We start from the raw sequence: 19,055 nt of genomic DNA on the forward strand, positions 1-19,055 counted from the left end.
AGAGGTTCAGGTACGCCGCACTTTACCGTAGGCTCGAGATCCATGGATCCACGCGGGAAGTCGCTCCCTCCGGCGCCGCTCGTCACCGACGAGGACATCCGGGAAGAGCTCCGCCGGCTGTTCGACGCCGGCCCCGACTCGGGGCTCGTCATCCGGGTCTACGGGGAGTCGGGCGAGGGCCCGGCCGCGGCGGACGCCTTCCGCGAGATGTTCGCGTCGCTGCGGATGTACGAGGGGAAGCAGCAGGACCAGCCGCTCGAGATCCTCGTGGACGCGCCGAGCAAGGCGCACATCGCGCGCGCGCTGTCCGTGCTCGGCCACGAGCAGCATCAGAAGCGCATCCTCGATCACATCCTCACCACGTTCGGGCGCCGCCTGATCGACCCGCTCGCCGAGATCCTCGACACGACCCCGACCGGCTCGGTCACGGCGCGGCTCACGATGCTCCGGGACATCTTCCTCGCGCACATCGCCGAGCTGCGGATGACGCCGGAGTCGCAGCAGATCCTGACGAGCGACCTCCGCAGGCTCCTGAGCGACGACTACCTCGCGATGGTCGCGGAGAACGAGGAGCGGGTGCAGCGCCCGCGGGTCGCGAAGCTCGCGCAGCAGATCCTGCGGCTCGTCGGCTCGACGTTCCACCGGGCGCTCAAGCGGTGGCCCTCGCACGCCGAGCAGATCGCGTCGTCGATCGCCCGGCGGAGCCCGAAGAAGGTCCGGCTCAGCGAGGTGCCGAAGCTCATCCGCGGCCAGATCACCGACGGCATCGAGGAGTTCCTGTGGATCGAGACGAGCGCGGACATCGAGGGCGCGCTGCGCCCGATGCTCGCGGAGCACCAGGACGTCATGCCGGTGACGCAGGCGACGCTCGACCGCTCGACCTACAGGGAGTTCGCGGACGCCTGCTGGGCGATCATCGCCGAGCATTGCTGACCGCGGGCCGAGCGTCCCCCCGGATCGCCGCCCCTCCCCCGCCCGCTCACGCCCGACGCTGACATCCATCACGTCCCGGTCGCTACGCTCACCGCACGGGCCGCGTGTCCCGGTCGTCCGCGTCCGGAGGCGGTGGTTGCCGTCGGTCGGGCGGCCCTGCGCGCGCCCCGTCGGGAATGATTTCCGCCACCCGCTGTTGTAAGGGGCCGCTGGCGCCTGGACCGCCGCGCTGTGCGGCATCCGCTTCGCCGGCGCGAGACCTTCTTCCCTTCGCGGAGGGGTGCACGGCCGTGATCGAAATCAGCGACCTTTATAAATATTACGGTGACCGGAAGGCCATCGGGCCCCTGTCGTTCTCGATCGAGGCGGGGGAGATCGTCGGCCTGCTCGGCCTGAACGGCGCGGGCAAGACGACGACGCTCCGGATCCTCGCCTGCGACCTGCTCCCGTCCGCGGGGCGGGTCCTCGTGGACGGGCTGGATGTCGTCGACCACCCGCACGAGGTGCGGTCGCGCATCGGGTACCTCCCGGACAGGCCGCCGCTCTACGAGGAGATGAGCGTGCGCGCCTTCCTCCACTTCGCCGCGCGCCTGCGCGGCGTCGACGCCGGCGCCGCCGACAAGCGCGTGGCCGAGGCGCTCTCGGTGACGCAGCTCGAGGACGTCGCGTCCGACCCGATCAGCGCGCTGTCGCACGGCTACAAGCAGCGCGTCGGCATCGCCCAGGCGATCGTGCACAAGCCGCGGCTGCTCGTCCTCGACGAGCCGATCAGCGGCCTCGACCCGGTGCAGATCGTCGAGATGCGCGCGCTGCTCCGGAGCCTGCGCGGCGAGCACACCATCCTGCTCTCCAGCCACATCCTCTCCGAGATCAGCGAGACGTGCGACCGCATCCTCGTGATCCGGGACGGCGAGATCGGCGCTCAGGGCACCGAGCAGGAGCTCTCGGCGAAGCTCCTCCACGGCGTCCGGGTCGAGCTCACGGTGCGCGGCCCCGCGGCCGAGGGCGCCGGCTACCGCGTCGCGCGCGGCGAGGCGGCGCGCTCGCTCGAGATCGCGCGCGAGGTCGAGGGGGTCACGTCGGTCGAGCAGCTCGCCACGGCCGAGCCGGGGAGCGACGTCGTGAGCTTCGCTGTCGAGGCCGACCGCGACGTGCGGGCGGCGCTCTGCGCCGAGCTCGTGCAGGCGGGGATCGGCATCCTCGAGGTGAAGCGGAGCGAGCGCGAGCTCGAGTCGGTGTTCCTGCGGCTCGCCACGCGCGCGACGCCGGCGACGAAGGAGAGGGCCGCCGCGGCCGCCAGGGCGAGGGCCGGCGGCGAGGCGACGAAGACCCCTGCGGTGGAGCAGGCGGAGGAAGGCGAAGGCGAAGCATGAGAGGGACATTGCTCGTCGCGCGGCGGGAGCTGTCCGCGTACCTGAGGTCACCGCTCGGGTACGTCGTCGCCGCCGCGGCGTTGCTCATCGACGGCATCTACTTCCAGGTCGCGGCGCTCGGCTCGGGCGCGCGGCTGTCGGCGGAGGTGCTGCTCAAGTTCTTTGACGGCACGGCGTTCATCACGATGGTCGCGGCGCTCATCCTCTCGATGCGGCTCATCGCCGGCGAGCGCGAGGGCGGGACGCTCATCCTGCTCAAGACGGCGCCCGTGCGCGACGGCGAGATCATCGTCGGCAAGTTCCTCGCCGCGCTCGCGCTGGTCACCCTGATGACGGCGGTCACGATCTACATGCCGGCGCTCATCTTCGTGAACGGCAAGGTGTCCGTCGGGCACATCCTGGTCGGCTACTCCGGGGTGCTGCTGCTCGGCGCCGCGTCGCTCGCGATCGGGCTCTTCGCCTCGACGCTGGCGGCGACGCAGGTCATCGCGGTCATCCTCGGCGCGGCGATCATCGGGACGCTCGGCTTCCTGTTCCTCGTCGCCCGCGTGACGGAGCCGCCGCTCAACGACTTCGTGAGCGCGCTGAACCTCTACCCGAACAACCAGAAGCCGTTCCTGAACGGCGTGCTCCGGCTGGAGAACGTCGTGTACTACGTCGCGGTCGCGTACTTCTTCCTGCTCGCCGCGACCCACACCCTGAGGGCACGGAGGTGGCGGTGAAGGACCAGAGAGCTCAGGCCGACGAGGCCGATGTGAGCGGCAAGGAAGCGGCCGCCGCGGAGGGCGCTGCGCCGCAGGCTCCCCCGGCCGAGCGGCCGGCGCCCGCGCCGCCTGGCGGGCCCGCGATCCGCCCCGGGGCCTGGATGGTGCCGGCGTACGCGGGCGCCCTCCTCGCCATCTTCCTGGGTGAGCGCGTGGTCCCGACGATCGAGGGGCTCCGCTACGCGCTGTCGGGGCTCGGGTTCTTGACCCTGGTCCTCGTCACCGCGCTGCGCTTCGCGACCGCCGTCCGCGAGACGGGCGAGCGCCGCGCGGTCGAGCGCGCGCTCGCGATCCTGTCGGCGCTCGGCGTCGTCGCGGTGGCGGCCTACTTCACGACGACCGACGCGGGCCGGGCCCTGCTCGGCGTGTCCCGCGCCGCGCCCGAGCTGCGCGCGCGCATCGACGCGGCCACGACGGTCGGCTGGGTCGCGCTGCTCGTCATCGCGACGGTGCCGCTGTTCTTCGGCGAGGCGGCGCTCGCGCCGATGCGGCGCGCCGAGCGCATCGAGGTCCGGCGCGTCCGCGCGGCGACGCTCTCGGGCGTGACGCTCGCGTTCGCGGCGGTGTACGCCGCGCTGTTCGTGTACGCCGCCGGCCAGCTCGATCTGAAGGCGGACTTCTCGTACTACCGCACCGCCCGCCCGGGCGAGTCGACGAAGCGCGTCGCCGAGAGCCTGACCGAGCCGCTCAAGATCACGGCGTTCTTCCCGCAGCTCAACGACGTCGGCGCCGAGGTGGAGGGCTACCTGCGCGAGGTGAAGGCGGCGTCGCCGCAGATCACGGTGGAGATGCAGGACCGCCTGCTCGTCCCCGCGCTCGCCAAGGAGGCCAAGGTCACGCAGGACGGCGTCATCGTGCTCACGCGCGACACCTCGCGCGAGGTGCTCGTCGTCGGCGCCGACATGAAGACCGCGGGCGCCAAGCTGAAGAGCCTCGACGCCGACTTCCAGAAGGTGCTGCTCAAGGTCATCCGCGCGCAGCGCATCGCGTACATGACGGTGGGCCACGGCGAGCTGAACGAGACGGCCAGCTCGGCCGAGGGGCGGACGACGAAGAACCTCCGCAAGCTGCTCGAGTCCCAGAACTACGTCATCAAGGACCTCGGGCTCGCCCAGGGGCTCGGCAGCGAGATCCCGAAGGACGCGGGCGTCGTCATCGTCCTCGGCCCGCAGAAGGAGTTCCTGCCGGAGGAGGTCGCGGCGCTCCAGCGGTACGCCGACGGCGGCGGGCACCTCCTGCTCGCGCTCGATCCGGAGGCCAAGGTCGATCTGGATCCGCTCGCCCGCGTCGTGGGCCTCACCTGGAAGCCCGTGACCCTGGCGAACGATCGGGTCTACGTGCGGCGGCGCTTCAACGACTCGGACCAGGGGATGCTGGTCACGACGCGGTACTCCTCGCACGCCTCGGTCTCGACCCTGAGCCGCCACGCGCAGCAGGCGCCGACGATCTTCCCGGGCGCGTCGTCGCTCGACAAGGTCGAGGGCGTCGACGTGAAGGCCGACTTCGTCGTCCGCACGCTGGGCGAGACGTTCGCCGACACGAACGGCGACTTCAAGTTCGACCAGGGGAGCGAGCAGCGCAACGCCTACAACCTCGCCGCCGCGGTCTCCAAGGAGATCGCGCCCGGCGGCGACGGCAAGGAGAAGCAGGAGCTGCGCGCGTTCGTGCTCGCCGACGCCGACGCGCTCACCGACGCGACGTTCAGGAACGAACCCAACATCGTGCTCGCGCTCGACGCGTTCCGGTGGCTCGGCGGCGAGGAGAGCTTCGCCGGAGAGATCACGACGAACGAGGACGTCCGGATCGAGCACACAAAGCAGAAGGACCAGGTCTGGTTCTGGGCCACGATCCTCGTGGCGCCGGCCCTGGTGCTGGGTCTCGGGCTCTTCATCACGCGCCGCGGGCGGCGCGCGAGCGGGAGGCGCGCATGAGGTTGGATCGCAGCTTTTTCGTGCACCTCGGCCTCCTCGGGGTCGCGGCCGTGTTCGCCGTCCTCGTCTGGACGCGCGACAAGACGGCGGCCGCGCTCTCGACCATGGACGTGACCGTCTGGGCCGGCCGCGCCGAGGACGTCGAGCACATCGCCTTCGAGGGCAAATCGAAGAAGGTCGTCCTCGAGGCGAAGAAGGACAAGGAGGGCCGTTACTTCGTCGGCACGACGGAGCGCACGACGCCCCCGCCCGAGAAGAAGGAGAACCCCCACGATCCTCACGGCGACGACGCGCACGACGACGAGCCCGCGGACACCGAGCCGAAGGTCAAGACGACGACGTTCGTCTCGGTGGGCGCCGGCAACAAGCTCGCCGAGGTGCTGGCCCCGCTCAAGGCGCTGCGCGCGGTCGGCCGCATCGCGGACGACCGCGCCAGCGAGTTCGGGCTCGCCGAGCCGGAGGGCACGCTCACCGTCAAGCTCCGCGGCGCCGAGAAGAAGCTCGTCATCGGCGGCATGACGCCGGGCGGCGCCGACCGCTACGCGCGCGACGAGGCCACGGGCGAGGTGTACGCCATCAAGGGCGACATCTACCGCGACCTCGACACAGCCGAGTCGCGGCTCATGGAGCGGGACCTGCACGAGTGGAAGGACGTCGATCTCACCCGGGCGCGCGTCATCGCCGGGGACAAGCGCCGCGAGCTCGTGCGCAGCGGCGACGAGGGCAAGAAGATCTGGGCCGATCCGGCGAGCCCCGATCAGAAGGACGAGACCGTCGGCAACTGGATGAGCAAGCTCGACCGGCTGCGTCCCACGGAGTACGTGGCCGCGGCCCCGGAGCAGACGCAGGTCGTGGTGCGGGTCGAGTACACCGGCCCCTCGGGCGACATCGGCTTCCTCGAGCTCGTGAAGGGCCCTCCCGGGGCGAGCGGCAAGCCTGACTACTTCCTGGTCACGGAGCGCACCCGCCTCCACGGGAAGGTGCCCTCGGGCCTCGCCGAGCAGGTCGAGCAGGACGTCGGCGCCCTCGTCAAGTAGCCCCTGCACCTCGCCAGCGCGCCGGCGCCTTCCCCCCGGCGCGCTCGGCGTTCCATGCGGCGCCTGCCGCGTCCCCCGGCGTAAGCCGTCCCCCCGGATCGCTCTTTACTTGCCGTACCGGGTCCGGTCCTGCAACGCTCGGGCGCAATGTTCTTTCGACGATGGCCCACCCTGGCGCTGAGCGCTGCGGCGGCGCTCGCCGCGGCGTGCAGCTCGCCGCCTCCACCCCAACCCGTAGCGCCCGATCCCCCCGTGACCGCGGCGCCCGAACCTCCTCCCCCGCCCGCGCCGAAGCCTTGCAAGGCGCTCGACGAGGCGTGCCAGGCCGAGGAATCGACCCGGGCCAAGATCGCCCGGAGCTCCTTCGTCCTCACGCCCGTGAAGGGCTGGACCTACGCCCAGGCAGAGAGCGCGACGATCGCGCAGGCCACGGCCGAGGGGCCGGCCCTCGCGACGGCGCAGGTCGACGTGGGCGAGGGCAAGCAGGCGGCGGAGAAGCGCGACGCCGCGCTCGACGCGCTGGCGCACGAGATCGACGTGACGCTGCCCAAGAAGAAGGTGAACTGGAAGAAGCCCCTCGAGACCAAGGACATCGCCGGAAGGAAGATCGGCCTCTGGCAGAGCGAGGGCGCCGCGCGGGGGTCCAAGAAGGGCCCGCTCCTGATCTTCGCCGACACCGGCAAGGAGGGCGAGATCCTGCTCGGGCTCGGCTTCGTGCCGGACGACGACAGCTCCGGCGCCGACGCGACCATCCTGCAATCGATCGAGTCGATCTCGGTCGCGGGGGAGTGATCTCGTGACGGCACCGAACCTCGCGCCGGGCAGCGTCATCGCGGGGAGGTTCTCTGTCCGTGCGCTCCTCGGTTACGGGGGTGCGACGGCCACCTTCCGCGCGGCGACGGCGCAGGCGCGCGACGTCGCCCTCAAGCTGTACGCGCCCGCGATCGGTCAGCGCCCGGACGCGATGCAGCACCTGCAGCGGTACGTGGCCGAGACGAACAGGCTGCCGCAGGAGTTCGCCGCGCACATCCTCGAGGCTGGCTACGACCAGGCGACGGCCGCGCCCTTCACGGTGACGGACATGATCCATGTCCCGTCGCTCGCCGAGCTCGCGCGGCGCCGTCCGATGGGCTTCGAGGAGGTCGGGTCGATGCTCCGCTCGCTGGCGGCGGTGCTCGACGCGGCGCACGCGCGCGAGGTCCCGCATCACGGCCTCAAGCCGACGAACCTGTTCATCGATCCGGGCGCTCCGGGCAACGTGAAGGTCACCGATTTCGGGCCGTCGGTCGCGCGGAGCCTGCTGCCGACGCCGGACGGCTACGTCCAGTCCGCGCCGTGGCTCGCGCCCGAGCAGGTGCAGCCGGGAGTCCCTGCGGGCGCCGCGGCCGACATCTTCTCCGCGGCGCTCGTCGCCTTCTTCGCGCTCACCGGTCGCTCGTACTGGCGCTCCTGCCAGGGGCAGGTCGACGTGCCCGGCTGGCAGCGCGAGCTCATGGGGCCGCGCCTCGCCGCGTCCGCGCGCGCCGCGGAGCTCGGCGTCCCTCTGAGCCCGGCGCTCGACGCCGCCTTCGCGCGCGCGCTCGCGCACGATCCCCGCGAGCGCTTCCGCTCCGCGAGCGAGCTCGCCGCCATGCTCAGCGGCTTCTCGGCGGCCGCGATCGAGGTGGGCTCCACGCTCGCCCTGTCCCCGTCGGCGAGCGAGGCGGTCGTCCCTGCGCCGCCGCCCCACGCCGTCCCCGCGGTAGGCGCGCCCGCGCCGCTGCCGCCGGGCGACGCCACGCAGCTCGCGCCGTCGCCGTTCGCGCCGTTCTCCCCTGCGGCGCCGCCGCCGCACGCGCCGTCGCCGCCCCTCGGACCCGCGCTGCAGCCGTCCGCATCACCGCATCCGACGCTTCCCGACGTGACCATCACGGAGGCGCCGCTGCCTCCGCCCGAGAGCCCCATGGCGCCCGCTCGGGCCGCCGGCACCGCGCTGACCGCTGTCAGCCACTCGCCGCGGTCGCCCTGGGGCAAGGCGGCGTCCCTGGCGGTCGGCATCGCCGCTGTGCTGCTCGTCGGGGGCACGGCCGCCGCGTGGTACGTCCTGGACCGCAAGGACCAGGCGCAGCCGAGCCCCAGCGCCTCGACGTCGGCCTCCGTCGTGCCGCCCGTGCCGTCGGCCGTGCCCGCGCCGCCCGAGCCGGCCGCCACCGCGCCGGCGCCCGACGCCGGCGCCGCGATCGCCGAGGCCCCGATCGACGCAGGCGCCCCGATCGACGCAGGCGCCCCGACCGACGCCGGCGCCGCGGCCAGCGCGCTGGTGCCGGTCAAGGTCTCGTGCAAGCCCGTCACCTGCGAGGAGATCACGGTCGACGGCAAGGCGACGCAGGCCCCCGACGTCGAGCTGGAGCTCACGCCGGGGGTGCACCAGATCGCCGTGAAGCGCGCCGGCTATTTCCCGCGGAGCCTGAAGGTCGTCGCCAAGGCCGGCACGCCGCTCGTGCAGGAGTTCCAGCTCACCGAGATCCCCCCGGCGCCCGCCAAGCCTGCGGGGCAGGCCACGAAAAAGCCCTGCGGAAAATTCCTCAAGCGCTGCAACTAGCCGCGGGACGTACGCTCATGCGCGCGGGTGCGCTCGTCGGTATGCGGCGCGCACGTGGTCGTCCGCGAGGTGCGTGTAGATCTCGGTCGTCACGACGTTCGCGTGACCGAGGAGCGCCTGGACGCTCCGGAGATCGGCGCCCCCCTCGAGCAGGTGTGTCGCGAACGAGTGCCGGAGCTTGTGCGGCGAGCTCGGCTTGTCGATGCCGACGGCGCGGGCGTACCCCCCGAGGAGCTTCCACACCGCCTGCCGGGTGAGCGCCCCGCCGCGCGGCGAGAGGAACAGCACCTGCGTCGACGCGCTGCGCGGGTGCGAGGCGCGCGCCTCCAGGTAGGCGTCGATGGCGGCGAGCGCCGGCTCCCCGAGCGGCACGAGCCTTCGCTTCCCGCCCTTGCCGAGCGCCATCACGATCCCCTTGCGCCGCTCGATGTCCGCGAGCTTGAGGCGCACCACCTCGCTCACGCGCAGGCCGGCCGCGTACATCACGTGGAGCATCGCGCGATCGCGCAGGCCCCTGAAGGTCCCCTGCTCGGGCGCCTCGATGAGGAGCGCGATCTCGTCGAACGAGAGCACCTTGGGCAGCCGCCGCCCGACCCGGGGTCGCTCGACGAGCGCGCACGGATCCCGCTCGATCCGGCGCTCGCGCAGCAGGAAGCGGATGAACCCGCGGACCGCGGAGAGGTGGCGAGCCGCCGAGCTCGCGCTGATGCCCGCCTGGCCGAGCGCGACCAGGTAGGTGCCGATCAGCGCCTGGTCGAGGCCCTCGACTGTCGTGATCCCGGCCGCCTCCGCGTGCGCAACGAGCTTGGCGAGATCGTGGCCGTACGCCTCGAGCGTCAGGGGTGCCAGAGCCCGCTCGACGCGTAGGTGATCGAGGTACGCATCCACCCAGGTCGCGAGGTCCACGCCCAACGCTACTGCGAAAGCGGCAAAGTGCGCCAGAAAGCGGGGTGGGTGCACCCCGGACGGCCGTGTCTCTTCCTGCGTTCCTTCCTGAAGCGCGCCCGTCCCGGTTCCAGCCGGACGCGGAATGCGTCACAGTATCGCCGTGCTGTCACCCTTCGAGGTCGTCGAGCCCCGCGGAGCGGAAAGCCCGGTCCTCGTCGAAGTACCGCACGCGGGCGTCCATATGGATCCCGAGTCGCTGTCGTGGACCATCGCTCCCGCGCGCAGCATCGGGCGCGACGCCGATCTCTACGTCGACGCGCTCTTCCAGGACGCGCCGGCCGAGGGAGCGACGCTCCTGTTCTCCCGGATGAGCCGCCTGGTCGTCGATCTCAACCGGAGCGAGACCGACTGCGACGGCGACGCGGTCGAGGGGGGCGGCCGGGCGCCCTACCCGAGGGGGCTCATCTGGCGTGTGACCACGGACGGCGAGCCCATCCTCAGCTCACGCCTCCCGCGCCGCGAGCTGGAGCGCCGGCTCGACCGGTTCTATCGCCCCTACCACCGCAGCCTGAGCGCCCTCCTTGCCCGCAAGCGCGAGCGCTTCGGCTTCGCGATCCTCCTCTGCGCGCACTCGATGCCGAGCCAGAGTCGCCGCGGCCACGCGGAGGGCGCCGTCGGCCGGGCCGACATCGTCCCCGGGACGCGCGGGCGGACGAGCGCCGCCACCCCGGTGATCGACGTGGTCGACCAGCACGCGCGCGCCTGCGGCTTCTCCGTGCGCCACGACGACCCCTACAAAGGAGGTTTCAGCACAGCGCACTACGGCCAGCCGCACCGTGCCGTCCACGCCGTGCAGATCGAGATTGCACGCCGGCTGTACATGGACGAGCAATCCCTCGCGATGGATGGGCAAGGATTCACTGCCGTGCGAGACTTCGGGCGCACCCTGGTCGCGCGGCTCACCTCGGCCGAGCTGCTCGGTCAGCTTCGCCGCAACCCCCTCGACGCCCGTGAGATCTGATCCAGCCCCATCGATGGAAAAGCCTTACGGAGAGGCGAATCGCGACCGCCCCCCAGCAAGCCGTCGCGCGACCGCCGAACGGGAAAAGGCAGCGCCAGCCCCGCCGGAGGGCGCCACAGCCGGCGACGCTCCGGCCGTCGGGCTGGCGGAGGAGACGCCCGCAGCGGCGTCGAGCAGCGCGGCGCCGGCGGAGCGGCAGCTCGAAGCGAGCCCGGTCGTCACGATCGAGGAGGCGCCCCCGAGCGCGCGCGAGCGCGTCACCAAGCCGCTGCTCGCGTCCGAGGCGCTCATGGAGGACCTCGCGCCGATGCGTCCGGCGCAGGACGCGGCGCGGACCTGGTGCGCCGCCGTGGGCGTGGGGTTTCTCCTCCTCGGGGGCCTGTCGCTCGCGGGGCTCCGTCCGGAGGGCGTTGTCGCCGGGCCGCCCGCGTTCGTGCTCGGGATCGTCGCGCTGTTCACCGCGCTCACGTCGGTGAGCTACCGGCAGCGCGCCGTCGCCATGGTGGTGCTGGGGGCGATCGCGACCGTCATCGGCCTCCAGAGCTCCGGGACGGCGTTCGGCTGGGGAGCCGCTCGGGCAGGGGCGGCGATAGCGCTCCCGGCGGCGCTCGTCTTCCGTTCGCGCTACCGGGCGTACAGCGGCGCGCGCTGGCTGCTCGTGGCCGCTTTCCTCGTCGCGCTTCCGTCCTTCGGACAGGCCGTCGCGCAGCTCGCCCTGGTCGATCCGCACCTCGGCCAGCTCGGCGCCGTGATGGTGATCCTCGCGGTGCTGTCCAGCCTCACGGGCTTCATGGGGTCCGAGACGACGGGCGCCGGGACGTTCCTTGCCGTCGCGGTGGTGCTCGCCTTCACGGCGGACCTGGTCGTCGACAGGCTCGCGCAGCTCGGCGCCTTCTCCCCGGGCGAGCTCGTCGGTGTGCTCTCCGCGGGCGTAGCGTTCGCCGGCACGTCCGCCCTCACGAGCCTCGGCCTGTTCCAGATCCTGGCCTGGCGTCTGGCCGCCGACGCTCGTCGCATCGACCTGCACTCGCGCCCGAGCGACAAGGATGGGCCGGACCAACGTCCGCCCTCGGGCGGCGAGTGGCTGACCTAGGGTCCTGCGCCAGAAGCACGCCGAAAAGCCTGGACGCGCTCCGGGTGCTGCGCGGCACTGCGCAAAGAGGAAAGATGCGCGACGGGCGCCGGTGGACGCTTGACATGTCCCCCGGCTTCCTTCACTTTCCCGCGCTCCCGAGCCCCCCTGCTCCCCCGCGCAGGGCGTGTGCCTGGCCAGTTTTACAGATACAGGTCGGGGCACCGAGGGCGGTGCTCCTTCCAACCGAGGACGTCATGGCGAAGAGCGACATCACTGGGAAGCGGAAGCTGCTGGCGCAGAATGTCTCCCACTCCAACATCAAGACGAAGCGCTGGCAGCTCGTGAACATCCAGACCCGGCGCGTCTGGGTCCCCGAGCTCAACCGCTTTGTAAAGCTCAACCTCACGACGCGCGACATCCGCACGATCGACAAGATCGGCGTTGTCGCGTACGCGAAGCGCCACGGCGTCGCGCTCTAGGCACTGCGCCGGCGCGACAGGCAGCGTCTCGCAGCCGCTTCGCGGCTGCATGGGCGCAGCGCTCTCCTTCTGAGTCCTCCCGGGGCTCTGTCCCGCTCCACAACGATCCCCAGCATCGTGCGGCAGGCACGCTGCGCGGCCAGCGCGAGCCGCCAGGCGTCGGCCCATGCGTCACCGCGGATGTCAGCGGCCGCGGCGGCTCGCTGCGCGCCCCAACGTTCCCCCGGAGCCCTCGACGGCAGGGGCGTCGGCCATCCCCTGCAAGGGCGGGGCTAGCCCCCGCTCGTCCAGCCAGCGCGGCTTCGGCCTGGCCGCTCGACGGACGCGCTGACGCACACAGCGTCGGCGAGGCGCGCCGGCTTCATCTCAATCGCCTGCTGGCTGCGTCCCAGGTCCCGCCATGAAGCCGGGCGCGAGGTGGACCGCGCGCGCGTCGCGGTCGTCGCGCAGGACGGCGAGGATGCCCTCGGCGTGCAACCGCGTACGGACGTCGTGAAGGGCGGCCTCGAGCGCGGTGCCGTGAAGGAGCGCGCCGAGGGCATTCACGTCGATGCTGTGCTTGCCGGTCAGCGCGACGGCCGCCGCGAGGGTGCTGCGCTGGAGGATCGCGATCGGCGCCGCCGCTGGCAGGGGCGTGCCTGGCGCGAGGCGCGTGATGCCGCGGCGCACCGGGACGGCGTCGCGGCCGAGCGTGATCTCGAGCTCGGGCACGGCGATCCCGTCGTCGGTGCGCGCGTAGGCCAGCGCCGCGACAGTGCCCCAGCCGTCGCAGGCGACGATGGCGTCCGCGGGCCGCGCCTGCTCCGCGACTGGCCACGGCGCCTGGAGCGCCGTCGCGCCGTCCGCGATCGACGTCGACGCGGCTTCGACCTCGGCCGGGACAGCCTCGGCGATGTCCTCGGCGGTCAGCGTCCCGCCGGCGACCGGCCCGCCGACGGCGAGCAGCGCCCGCTCCACGTCGCGCGCCCGGAGCGCCACCGCGCCGAGCGAGCCGACCTCGCGGAGCAACTCCGCGCGCCCGCTCGCGCCGGCGCGCTCGGCCGCGGCCACGCCGGCGCGCACGAGCTCGCGGAGCCGAGCGCGCCCGAGGTAGCCGTGCAGCAGGACCAGCATGCCGAGCGAGCGCGGGACCGCGACGCGCGCAGCCTCCGGGACGCTCTGTCCGTCGACGAAACCGCGCGGCCGTGGCGCGCCGCGCCCGGGCTGGATCGCCCGTCCATCGAACGCCCGCGCGCCGACGCCGACGCCGGCCGCGAGCGCGACCGCGGGCGCCAGCAGCACGTCAGGCTGCGCGCCCGCGGCGGCGAAGAAGCCGGCGACGATCGCGTCGATCGCGCTGCCGGACGACTCGAGCGCGGCCCGAGCGGCCGAGGCCGCAGAGGCGTCGCTCGCCGTGGCCGCGGTGCCGCGGATCACTGCTCCTCGTCCTCGGCGACGAGGGTGTTCGGCATGGGCATGGAGGGCCTTACCACGGCCGAAGCCGTTGAGCGATCGGGCTTGCGCGCGAGCGACGCCGCGAGCTGCGACTTGATCTGGAGCGCGCGGTCCCCCTCGACGACCAGGAACACCTCGCGCCGCCCGCGCAGGCGATCGGCGACGCGCTCGAGCGCGGCCGCTCCGAGCGACGACGACTTTCCGAGCGCGCGCAGCCGTGTGTAGACGATCGGCCCGGGCGGGGGCGCGTCCCGGGCGACGTCGAGCACCGGGATGACCTTCGCGGCGCGCGCGGTCGCAACGATGTCGTCGCGCTCCCAGATCCCGGAGGGCTCCCAGCAGCGCACGACCCCTTCCGCGGGCAGGCGCTCGAACAGCGCGGCGAGCTTCTTGCGGTTGCTCGCCGTCGGTCGGAGCGACGCCGGCGTCTGGAGCACGATGCACCGCGCCTCCAGCACGTCCGCCACCTCGAGCGAGGTAGAGAGCGCCTCGTCGAGCTCGCTCCCGGACGCGAGCTCGCCGACCACGCGCGGCAGCACGACGCTGAAGACGAAGCCCGGCGGCACCGCCTTGCGCCATTTGCGCAGCGTCGTCACGCGGGGCAGCGACGAGTCGACCGGACGGAGCTCGACCAGATCGAAGCGATCTTTGTACTTCTGGATATCCCCCTTGAGCGAGGGCAGTCCGACGAGGAGGCGGGCCATCAGCGCGGACTCTTAACCCACCTTGCGCGCCGATGCAGCGCATGGCCGACCACGGCGCGATTTCTCGCGCGAGGCTCAAAATCCTTGATTATTCGAAGTGGAACCACTGCGTCGGGTTCTCCCGGAGGAACCGCTCCATCTCCGCCGTGATCTGCCGCGCCGCGACGTCGAGCTCGGACGGTCCTGGCCTGCGGGGCAGCGAGATGGGCGGCGCGATGCAGATCTCGTACTGCATGAAGCCGGTCCGGCGGGTGAACACCGGGACGATGGGCGCGCCGCTCACGGCGGCGAGCTGGAGCGGCCCCTCCGGCACGCGCCAGGGCATCCCGAAGAGCTCGACGTCGCGCCCGCGCATCCCGGACGGCAGCCGATCGATCTGGATGGCCACGACGCCCTTCCGCCGCAGGTGCGCGAGCAGCGGGAGCACCGCGAGCGGATCATCTTCCACGTGCTGCATCCGCACGCCGACCCGATCGCGCGTGCCGTCCTGGATGGCCTGCGCCCGGCTGTCGCGCTCGCGCTGCATGACGACGAGCACGTCGGCTGCGTGGACCGAGCGCAGCAGCGGCGCGGCGGCCTGCCAGCCGCCTGTGTGCGCCGTGACGACGATCACCCCGAGGCCGCGCCGGAACGCGTTCGTGAAGTGCTCGTCGTTCACGCACAGGCCGGTGAGCCGCTCGGACCGGCTGCTGCCCGCGATGAACGCGTCGGTGAGGCAGTTGGCGAAGTTGATGAACACCCGGGCGACGTCCCGGTACTCGTCGAGCGGCCCTCGCTCGCCGAGCGCCAACCGCAGGTTCCGGAGCACGGCCTTGCGCTGCTCCGGCAACACCGCGCCGAAGAAGAGCCCGAACAGCGCAGGGCTGTGGCGGACGAGGAGGTCTGGGCCGTAGGTCACCCCAGCGTCGACCGCGCGCCGCCAGAGCACGGAGTCGTGGTGGCGCAGATCGTCGAGGAGCGCTCGGAGCCTGGAAGGGAGATCCACGTTCGTGCTCGTGCGCGCGGCGTCTTGCAGGCGGACACCGTAGCGGATCGCGAGGCGTCCGCGAAGAGCGCCGGAGCACCGCCGCGCCGCGACCCGAGGGCCGTGTAGGCGCGCTGCGCGCCTCAGCCTGCGCCGGGATCCTCGGGAGGCTCGGCGGGTCCGGGCGCTGCCGGGCTCGTCGGTTCGGCGCCCCCGGCGCGGCGCACCCCCCACGCAGCGACGGCGCGCACCGAGGGATCCTCGTGGGTGAGCGCCGCGGCGAGCGCGCGCCTCGCGCTGGACGCGGCCGCGCCTTCTGCGCCGCGCGCGAGCCGATTTGCAGCGACGATGGTCGCGTTCCTGGCGAGGCCGCCGCGCCGCGCGCGCCGGAGCGGCGTCCCGACCGTCAGCGCGTCGAACTCTTGCTCGCCCAGCGACGCGAGGTCGTCGACGTCGCGCGCTTCCCATCGCGCCAGCGGATGAAACGGCGCGGTGCGCTCGAGCGGCGGCGCCGCGGTCTTGTTGAACGGGCAGACCTCCTGGCAGACATCGCAACCGAAGAGGTGCTCTCCCATGCCGGGCCGCAGCCCTTCGGCCGGCGCGCTCCGCTGCTCGATCGTCAGGTACGCGACGCAGCGCCGCGGGTCGAGCACGAAGGGCGCGTCGAACGCCTGCGTCGGGCACGCGTCGAGGCAGCGCGTGCACGATCCGCAGCGCTCCGCGATGGGAACGTCGGGGACGAGCGGCAGCGTGGTCACCACCTCGCCGAGGAGCTGATAGCTCCCCTGCCCCGGCGTGATGAGGAGCCCGTTCTTGCCGACGAAGCCGATGCCCGCGCGCGCCGCCCAGACGCGCTCCATCACCGGCTCGACGTCGCAGAGCGGCCGCGCCGCGACCGACGGCCCGAGCGACCGGATGAACGACGCGAGCCGCCGCAGCCGGCGCTTCAGGTGGTTGTGGTAGTCCTGCCCGCGCGCGTACCGCGCGACGCTCTGCGCGAGCGCGGGGTCGCGCCCCTCGCTCTCCCTGGGGCGGGCGTACCTGCGGCCGACGCAAACGACCGAGCGCGCGCCCTCGAGGATGGCGCTGGTGTCCAGCCGCCGCCGCTGCTCCGCGTACTCCGCGAGGTAGCCCATCTCCCCGTGCATGCCGCTTTCGATGAACTCGAGGTACCGGGCGTGCTCGATCCCGATCGGCTCGTCCGCGCGCGCAACCCCGACGACGTCGAACCCGAGCGCGAACGCCTGCTCACGGACGAGCCGATCGACCGTCGGTCGCTCCGTGCTCGCCTCCGCTGCGGGACGATGGGCCTCGCGCTTGTTCATGACAACGATGACAGCCGTACGGACGTGGGCGCCGGCTTCACGCGCGGCGACGGCGCGGGCTCACCCGGCGGTCTGCTCGCCGAGCAGCCGATCGAGCGTGATCGCGCACGCCGCGCGCACGCTGAGGTGATTGTAGCCGGTGTTCTCGGTCGCGCGGATGGGCTCGATCCTGACGTCGGCGTTGGCGATGAGCTCCGGCGCGAGACCCCAGCCCGTGCCGAACGTGATCAGCACCGGCCGGGTCGCCTGCGCGAGGCGAGCGCGGGTCTCCGCATAGCTCGTCACCGGGAGCCCCCGCGACGCTGCCGCGGTCGTCCAGACCTCGACGCCCTCCCGCCCCGCGCTGCTCAGCGCGCCGTACGCTTCCTCCAGGCTCGAGACGACGCTGAGCACGTCCAGCGCGACGGAGCGATCCGGGATCCGGCGTTTGCCTGATCCGACGACCCAGTGCTCCCTGATCCGCTCCGCCAGCGCGCGCTGGGCGGCGACCGGGTGCACGACGAAGAGCCGCTCGGCCCCGTACGTGCGCGCGCTTCGCGCCATGTCGTGCAGGTCGAGGTTCGTGATCGCCGTGGTCACCGTCTCGCCGGAGCGATCGAGCACCGGGTAGTGAACGAGCGCGAGCGCGAGCCTCATCGCCGCGCCCCCCCGCGCTCGTCCGGCGGAGCGTCTCCCTCGCGCGCCTTGCGCCACAGGTCGGGCCGGCGCTCGGCCGTGCGCAGCTCTGCCTGCGCCTGTCGCCACCGGGCGATCGCGGCGTGGTTCCCCTGCTGCAGCACCTCGGGCACCCTGTGCCCGCGGAACTCCACGGGGCGCGTGTACTGCGGGTACTCCAGGAGCCCGGCCAGCGCGGGGCTGTGGGACTCGTGCTCCGCCGATCCCGCGTTGCCCAGCACCCCTGGCAGCAGGCGCGCGCACGCGTCGATCACCGCCATCGCCGCCACCTCGCCGCCGGTCATCACGAAGTCGCCGAGCGAGATCTCCTCGTCGACGAAGGCGCGGACCCGCTCGTCGAACCCCTCGTATCGGCCGCACACGAGCGCGATGGAGGGGCGCGCCGCGAGCTCGATCGCCTTCTCCTGGCGGAAGGGCTGTCCCTGCGGCGTGAGCAGGATCCGATGCGCCCGCTGCGCCGGGCCGGGGGGCGCCGCCTCTTCGCGCGCGGGAGGCGCGATCGCCGGCTCGCCCTCGCCGGTCGCCTCGTCGAGCGCCTCCATGCAGCGGACGATGCAGTCGACGCGCATCACCATGCCCGAGCCGCCGCCGTAGGGCGTGTCGTCCACGCTTCGGTGCCGGCCGAGGCCGAACTCGCGCGGGCTGCGCATCTGCACGTTGACCGCGCCCGAAGCGAGCGCCCGACCGACCATGCCGATCGCCAGAAAGCCCTGGAAGAGCTCTGGGAACAGGGTGACTACAGCGATGCGCATTGAACCTGCCGCGGCGGCCTGCCTCGCGCCGAGCGGCGGATCAGACGAGGCCTTCCAGCGTGACGAGCTGGACCAGGTGCTGCTCCACGTCCACGCTGCTGACGAAGCTCTCTGTCAGCGGGATCTCGACCGAGTCCGCGCCGCCCCGCTCCACGACGAGGACGTCGCAGGTCGGGTACGACTGGAGCGACTTCACGTGCCCGAGCACCGCGCCCTCGGGCGTCATCACGCGCGCCCCCTCGATGTCGCACGCGTAGAACTCGCCCTCGGCGAGCGGCGCGAACGCGTCGCGCGGCACGCACACCTGCGCGCCGCGCAGCGCCTCGGCCGCGTCCCGGTCGTCGACGCCCGCGAGCCGTACGAGCAGCGCCTTGTCGACGGGCCTCGTCGCGACGATCTTCGCGTCCCGCTCGGCCCCGTCCGCGAGGCGAAGCTTGACAGCGAGCCGCGCGACGAGCAGGTCGGACGTCTCATTGTAGAGTCGCAGCCGCAGCTCGCCCTGCACGCCGTGCGGGCGGGCGACCTCCGCGACGGGAACGTAACGTCGCTCCACGTCGGATCCGTCTCAGTCGAGGATGTCGAGGTGCGCGCGCCGCCCCGACTTGCTCGCAGCGGCGCTCAGCAGCGTCCTGATCGACTGCGCGGTGCGCCCGTCCTTGCCGATCACCTTGCCGATGTCCTCTCGCGCGACCGTCAGCTCGATCCGCGGGAAGCGGTCGCCCGCGACCTCGCGCACCACCACTCGGTCCGGGTGATCGACGAGCGCTCGAGCGACAAGCGCGACGAGATCGACCAGCGGAGACGTCGAGGAGGCCATGCTACTTCGCGGCGTCCGCCGGAGCGGCCGCCTGGGCAAGCCCAGGATGCTTCAGAAGCAGCGCCACCGTGTGCGTCGGCTGGGCGCCGTTCGAGATCCAGTGCCTCACGCGGGGCACGTCGAGGCGGATCTCCGTCCTGCGCGGGTCGTACGTGCCCAGCCGCTCGATGAACCTGCCGCCGCGCGGGCTGCGCTGGTCGGCGACGACGATGCGGTAGAAGGGCGTCTTCTTGGTGCCCGCGCGGGCGAGGCGAATATGAACGGCCATCTGTAGAACCTCGATCGATATGGAAGAGCCCGTG

The 19,055-nt window shown here is 72.6% G+C and carries 20 protein-coding genes; 10 read left to right on the forward strand and 10 right to left on the reverse strand.

Annotated features, from left to right (window positions below; genetic code table 11):
• Positions 1-42: 42 nt before the first annotated feature.
• The 7 genes from WMF42_RS22700 (at position 43) to WMF42_RS22730 (ending at position 8,619) form a co-directional block, all read left to right on the forward strand.
• Positions 43-933: a hypothetical protein gene (locus WMF42_RS22700; protein WP_061610751.1), complete on the forward strand. Its 891-nt coding sequence runs from the start codon at positions 43-45 to the stop codon at positions 931-933.
• Between the two features lie 290 nt (positions 934-1,223).
• Positions 1,224-2,306, forward strand: coding sequence for an ABC transporter ATP-binding protein (locus WMF42_RS22705; protein WP_061610752.1), 1,083 nt, complete (start codon positions 1,224-1,226; stop codon positions 2,304-2,306).
• Positions 2,303-3,028, forward strand: a complete 726-nt coding sequence (locus tag WMF42_RS22710) for an ABC transporter permease (RefSeq protein WP_061610753.1) — start codon at positions 2,303-2,305, stop codon at positions 3,026-3,028. The genes WMF42_RS22705 and WMF42_RS22710 overlap by 4 nt, the downstream gene beginning before the upstream one ends.
• Positions 3,025-5,001 carry a Gldg family protein gene (locus tag WMF42_RS22715; RefSeq protein WP_437684647.1) on the forward strand — a complete coding sequence of 659 codons (1,977 nt, stop codon included), beginning with the start codon at positions 3,025-3,027 and terminating at the stop codon, positions 4,999-5,001. The genes WMF42_RS22710 and WMF42_RS22715 overlap by 4 nt, the downstream gene beginning before the upstream one ends.
• Positions 4,998-6,038 carry a DUF4340 domain-containing protein gene (locus WMF42_RS22720; protein ID WP_434048797.1) on the forward strand — a complete coding sequence of 347 codons (1,041 nt, stop codon included), beginning with the start codon at positions 4,998-5,000 and terminating at the stop codon, positions 6,036-6,038. The genes WMF42_RS22715 and WMF42_RS22720 overlap by 4 nt, the downstream gene beginning before the upstream one ends.
• A gap of 147 nt (positions 6,039-6,185) precedes the next feature.
• The gene (locus WMF42_RS22725) at positions 6,186-6,830 is read left to right on the forward strand and encodes a hypothetical protein (protein WP_155798759.1); all 645 of its coding nucleotides are present in this window, start codon (positions 6,186-6,188) and stop codon (positions 6,828-6,830) included.
• Between the two features lie 4 nt (positions 6,831-6,834).
• Positions 6,835-8,619 carry a serine/threonine protein kinase gene (locus tag WMF42_RS22730; RefSeq protein ID WP_437684650.1) on the forward strand — a complete coding sequence of 595 codons (1,785 nt, stop codon included), beginning with the start codon at positions 6,835-6,837 and terminating at the stop codon, positions 8,617-8,619.
• 15 nt (positions 8,620-8,634) lie between these two features.
• Here the strand turns inward: WMF42_RS22730 and xerD are convergent, their stop codons facing one another.
• Positions 8,635-9,525 (reverse strand): site-specific tyrosine recombinase XerD, encoded by an 891-nt coding sequence (gene xerD, locus WMF42_RS22735; protein ID WP_063815805.1) that lies wholly within the window; start codon positions 9,523-9,525, stop codon positions 8,635-8,637.
• 124 nt (positions 9,526-9,649) lie between these two features.
• On the opposite strand from xerD, the gene WMF42_RS22740 reads away from it, so the two are divergent.
• The 3 genes from WMF42_RS22740 (at position 9,650) to rpmB (ending at position 12,082) form a co-directional block, all read left to right on the forward strand.
• Positions 9,650-10,528 (forward strand): N-formylglutamate amidohydrolase, encoded by an 879-nt coding sequence (locus tag WMF42_RS22740; RefSeq protein WP_081426520.1) that lies wholly within the window; start codon positions 9,650-9,652, stop codon positions 10,526-10,528.
• A 13-nt stretch (positions 10,529-10,541) separates the two neighbouring features.
• Positions 10,542-11,621 (forward strand): hypothetical protein, encoded by a 1,080-nt coding sequence (locus WMF42_RS22745; RefSeq protein ID WP_437684653.1) that lies wholly within the window; start codon positions 10,542-10,544, stop codon positions 11,619-11,621.
• A 236-nt stretch (positions 11,622-11,857) separates the two neighbouring features.
• Positions 11,858-12,082 (forward strand): 50S ribosomal protein L28, encoded by a 225-nt coding sequence (gene rpmB / locus WMF42_RS22750; protein WP_061608570.1) that lies wholly within the window; start codon positions 11,858-11,860, stop codon positions 12,080-12,082.
• Positions 12,083-12,448: 366 nt separating this feature from the next.
• Here the strand turns inward: rpmB and WMF42_RS22755 are convergent, their stop codons facing one another.
• From WMF42_RS22755 to rpsP, 9 genes are all read right to left on the reverse strand, one after another.
• Positions 12,449-13,498 carry a hypothetical protein gene (locus WMF42_RS22755; RefSeq protein WP_061608569.1) on the reverse strand — a complete coding sequence of 350 codons (1,050 nt, stop codon included), beginning with the start codon at positions 13,496-13,498 and terminating at the stop codon, positions 12,449-12,451.
• On the reverse strand, positions 13,495-14,220 hold the full coding sequence (locus WMF42_RS22760; RefSeq protein WP_061608568.1) for a DUF72 domain-containing protein: 726 nt from the start codon (positions 14,218-14,220) through the stop codon (positions 13,495-13,497). The genes WMF42_RS22755 and WMF42_RS22760 overlap by 4 nt, the downstream gene beginning before the upstream one ends.
• Positions 14,221-14,308: 88 nt before the next feature.
• Positions 14,309-15,205, reverse strand: a complete 897-nt coding sequence (locus WMF42_RS22765) for a lysophospholipid acyltransferase family protein (RefSeq protein ID WP_061608567.1) — start codon at positions 15,203-15,205, stop codon at positions 14,309-14,311.
• A 122-nt stretch (positions 15,206-15,327) separates the two neighbouring features.
• The gene (gene queG / locus WMF42_RS22770) at positions 15,328-16,509 is read right to left on the reverse strand and encodes a tRNA epoxyqueuosine(34) reductase QueG (protein ID WP_061608566.1); all 1,182 of its coding nucleotides are present in this window, start codon (positions 16,507-16,509) and stop codon (positions 15,328-15,330) included.
• Positions 16,510-16,569: 60 nt separating this feature from the next.
• Complete coding sequence (locus WMF42_RS22775) at positions 16,570-17,145, reverse strand: RNA methyltransferase (protein ID WP_437684656.1); 576 nt, start codon at positions 17,143-17,145, stop codon at positions 16,570-16,572.
• On the reverse strand, positions 17,142-17,936 hold the full coding sequence (trmD, locus tag WMF42_RS22780; RefSeq protein WP_437684658.1) for a tRNA (guanosine(37)-N1)-methyltransferase TrmD: 795 nt from the start codon (positions 17,934-17,936) through the stop codon (positions 17,142-17,144). Before trmD ends, WMF42_RS22775 begins: the two co-directional genes overlap by 4 nt.
• Before the next feature lie 40 nt (positions 17,937-17,976).
• Positions 17,977-18,489, reverse strand: a complete 513-nt coding sequence (gene rimM, locus WMF42_RS22785; RefSeq protein ID WP_061608563.1) for a ribosome maturation factor RimM — start codon at positions 18,487-18,489, stop codon at positions 17,977-17,979.
• 12 nt (positions 18,490-18,501) lie between these two features.
• Entirely contained in the window at positions 18,502-18,753 is a 252-nt protein-coding gene (locus tag WMF42_RS22790; RefSeq protein WP_061608562.1) for a KH domain-containing protein, read from the reverse strand.
• A 1-nt stretch (position 18,754) separates the two neighbouring features.
• Complete coding sequence (gene rpsP, locus WMF42_RS22795; protein ID WP_012237071.1) at positions 18,755-19,021, reverse strand: 30S ribosomal protein S16; 267 nt, start codon at positions 19,019-19,021, stop codon at positions 18,755-18,757.
• Positions 19,022-19,055 lie beyond the last annotated feature (34 nt).

Origin of the sequence: Sorangium sp. So ce176 (assembly GCF_051519835.1) — a bacterium.
In the GTDB taxonomy this organism is placed as follows: Bacteria; Myxococcota_A; Polyangia; order Polyangiales; family Polyangiaceae; genus Sorangium; species Sorangium cellulosum_G.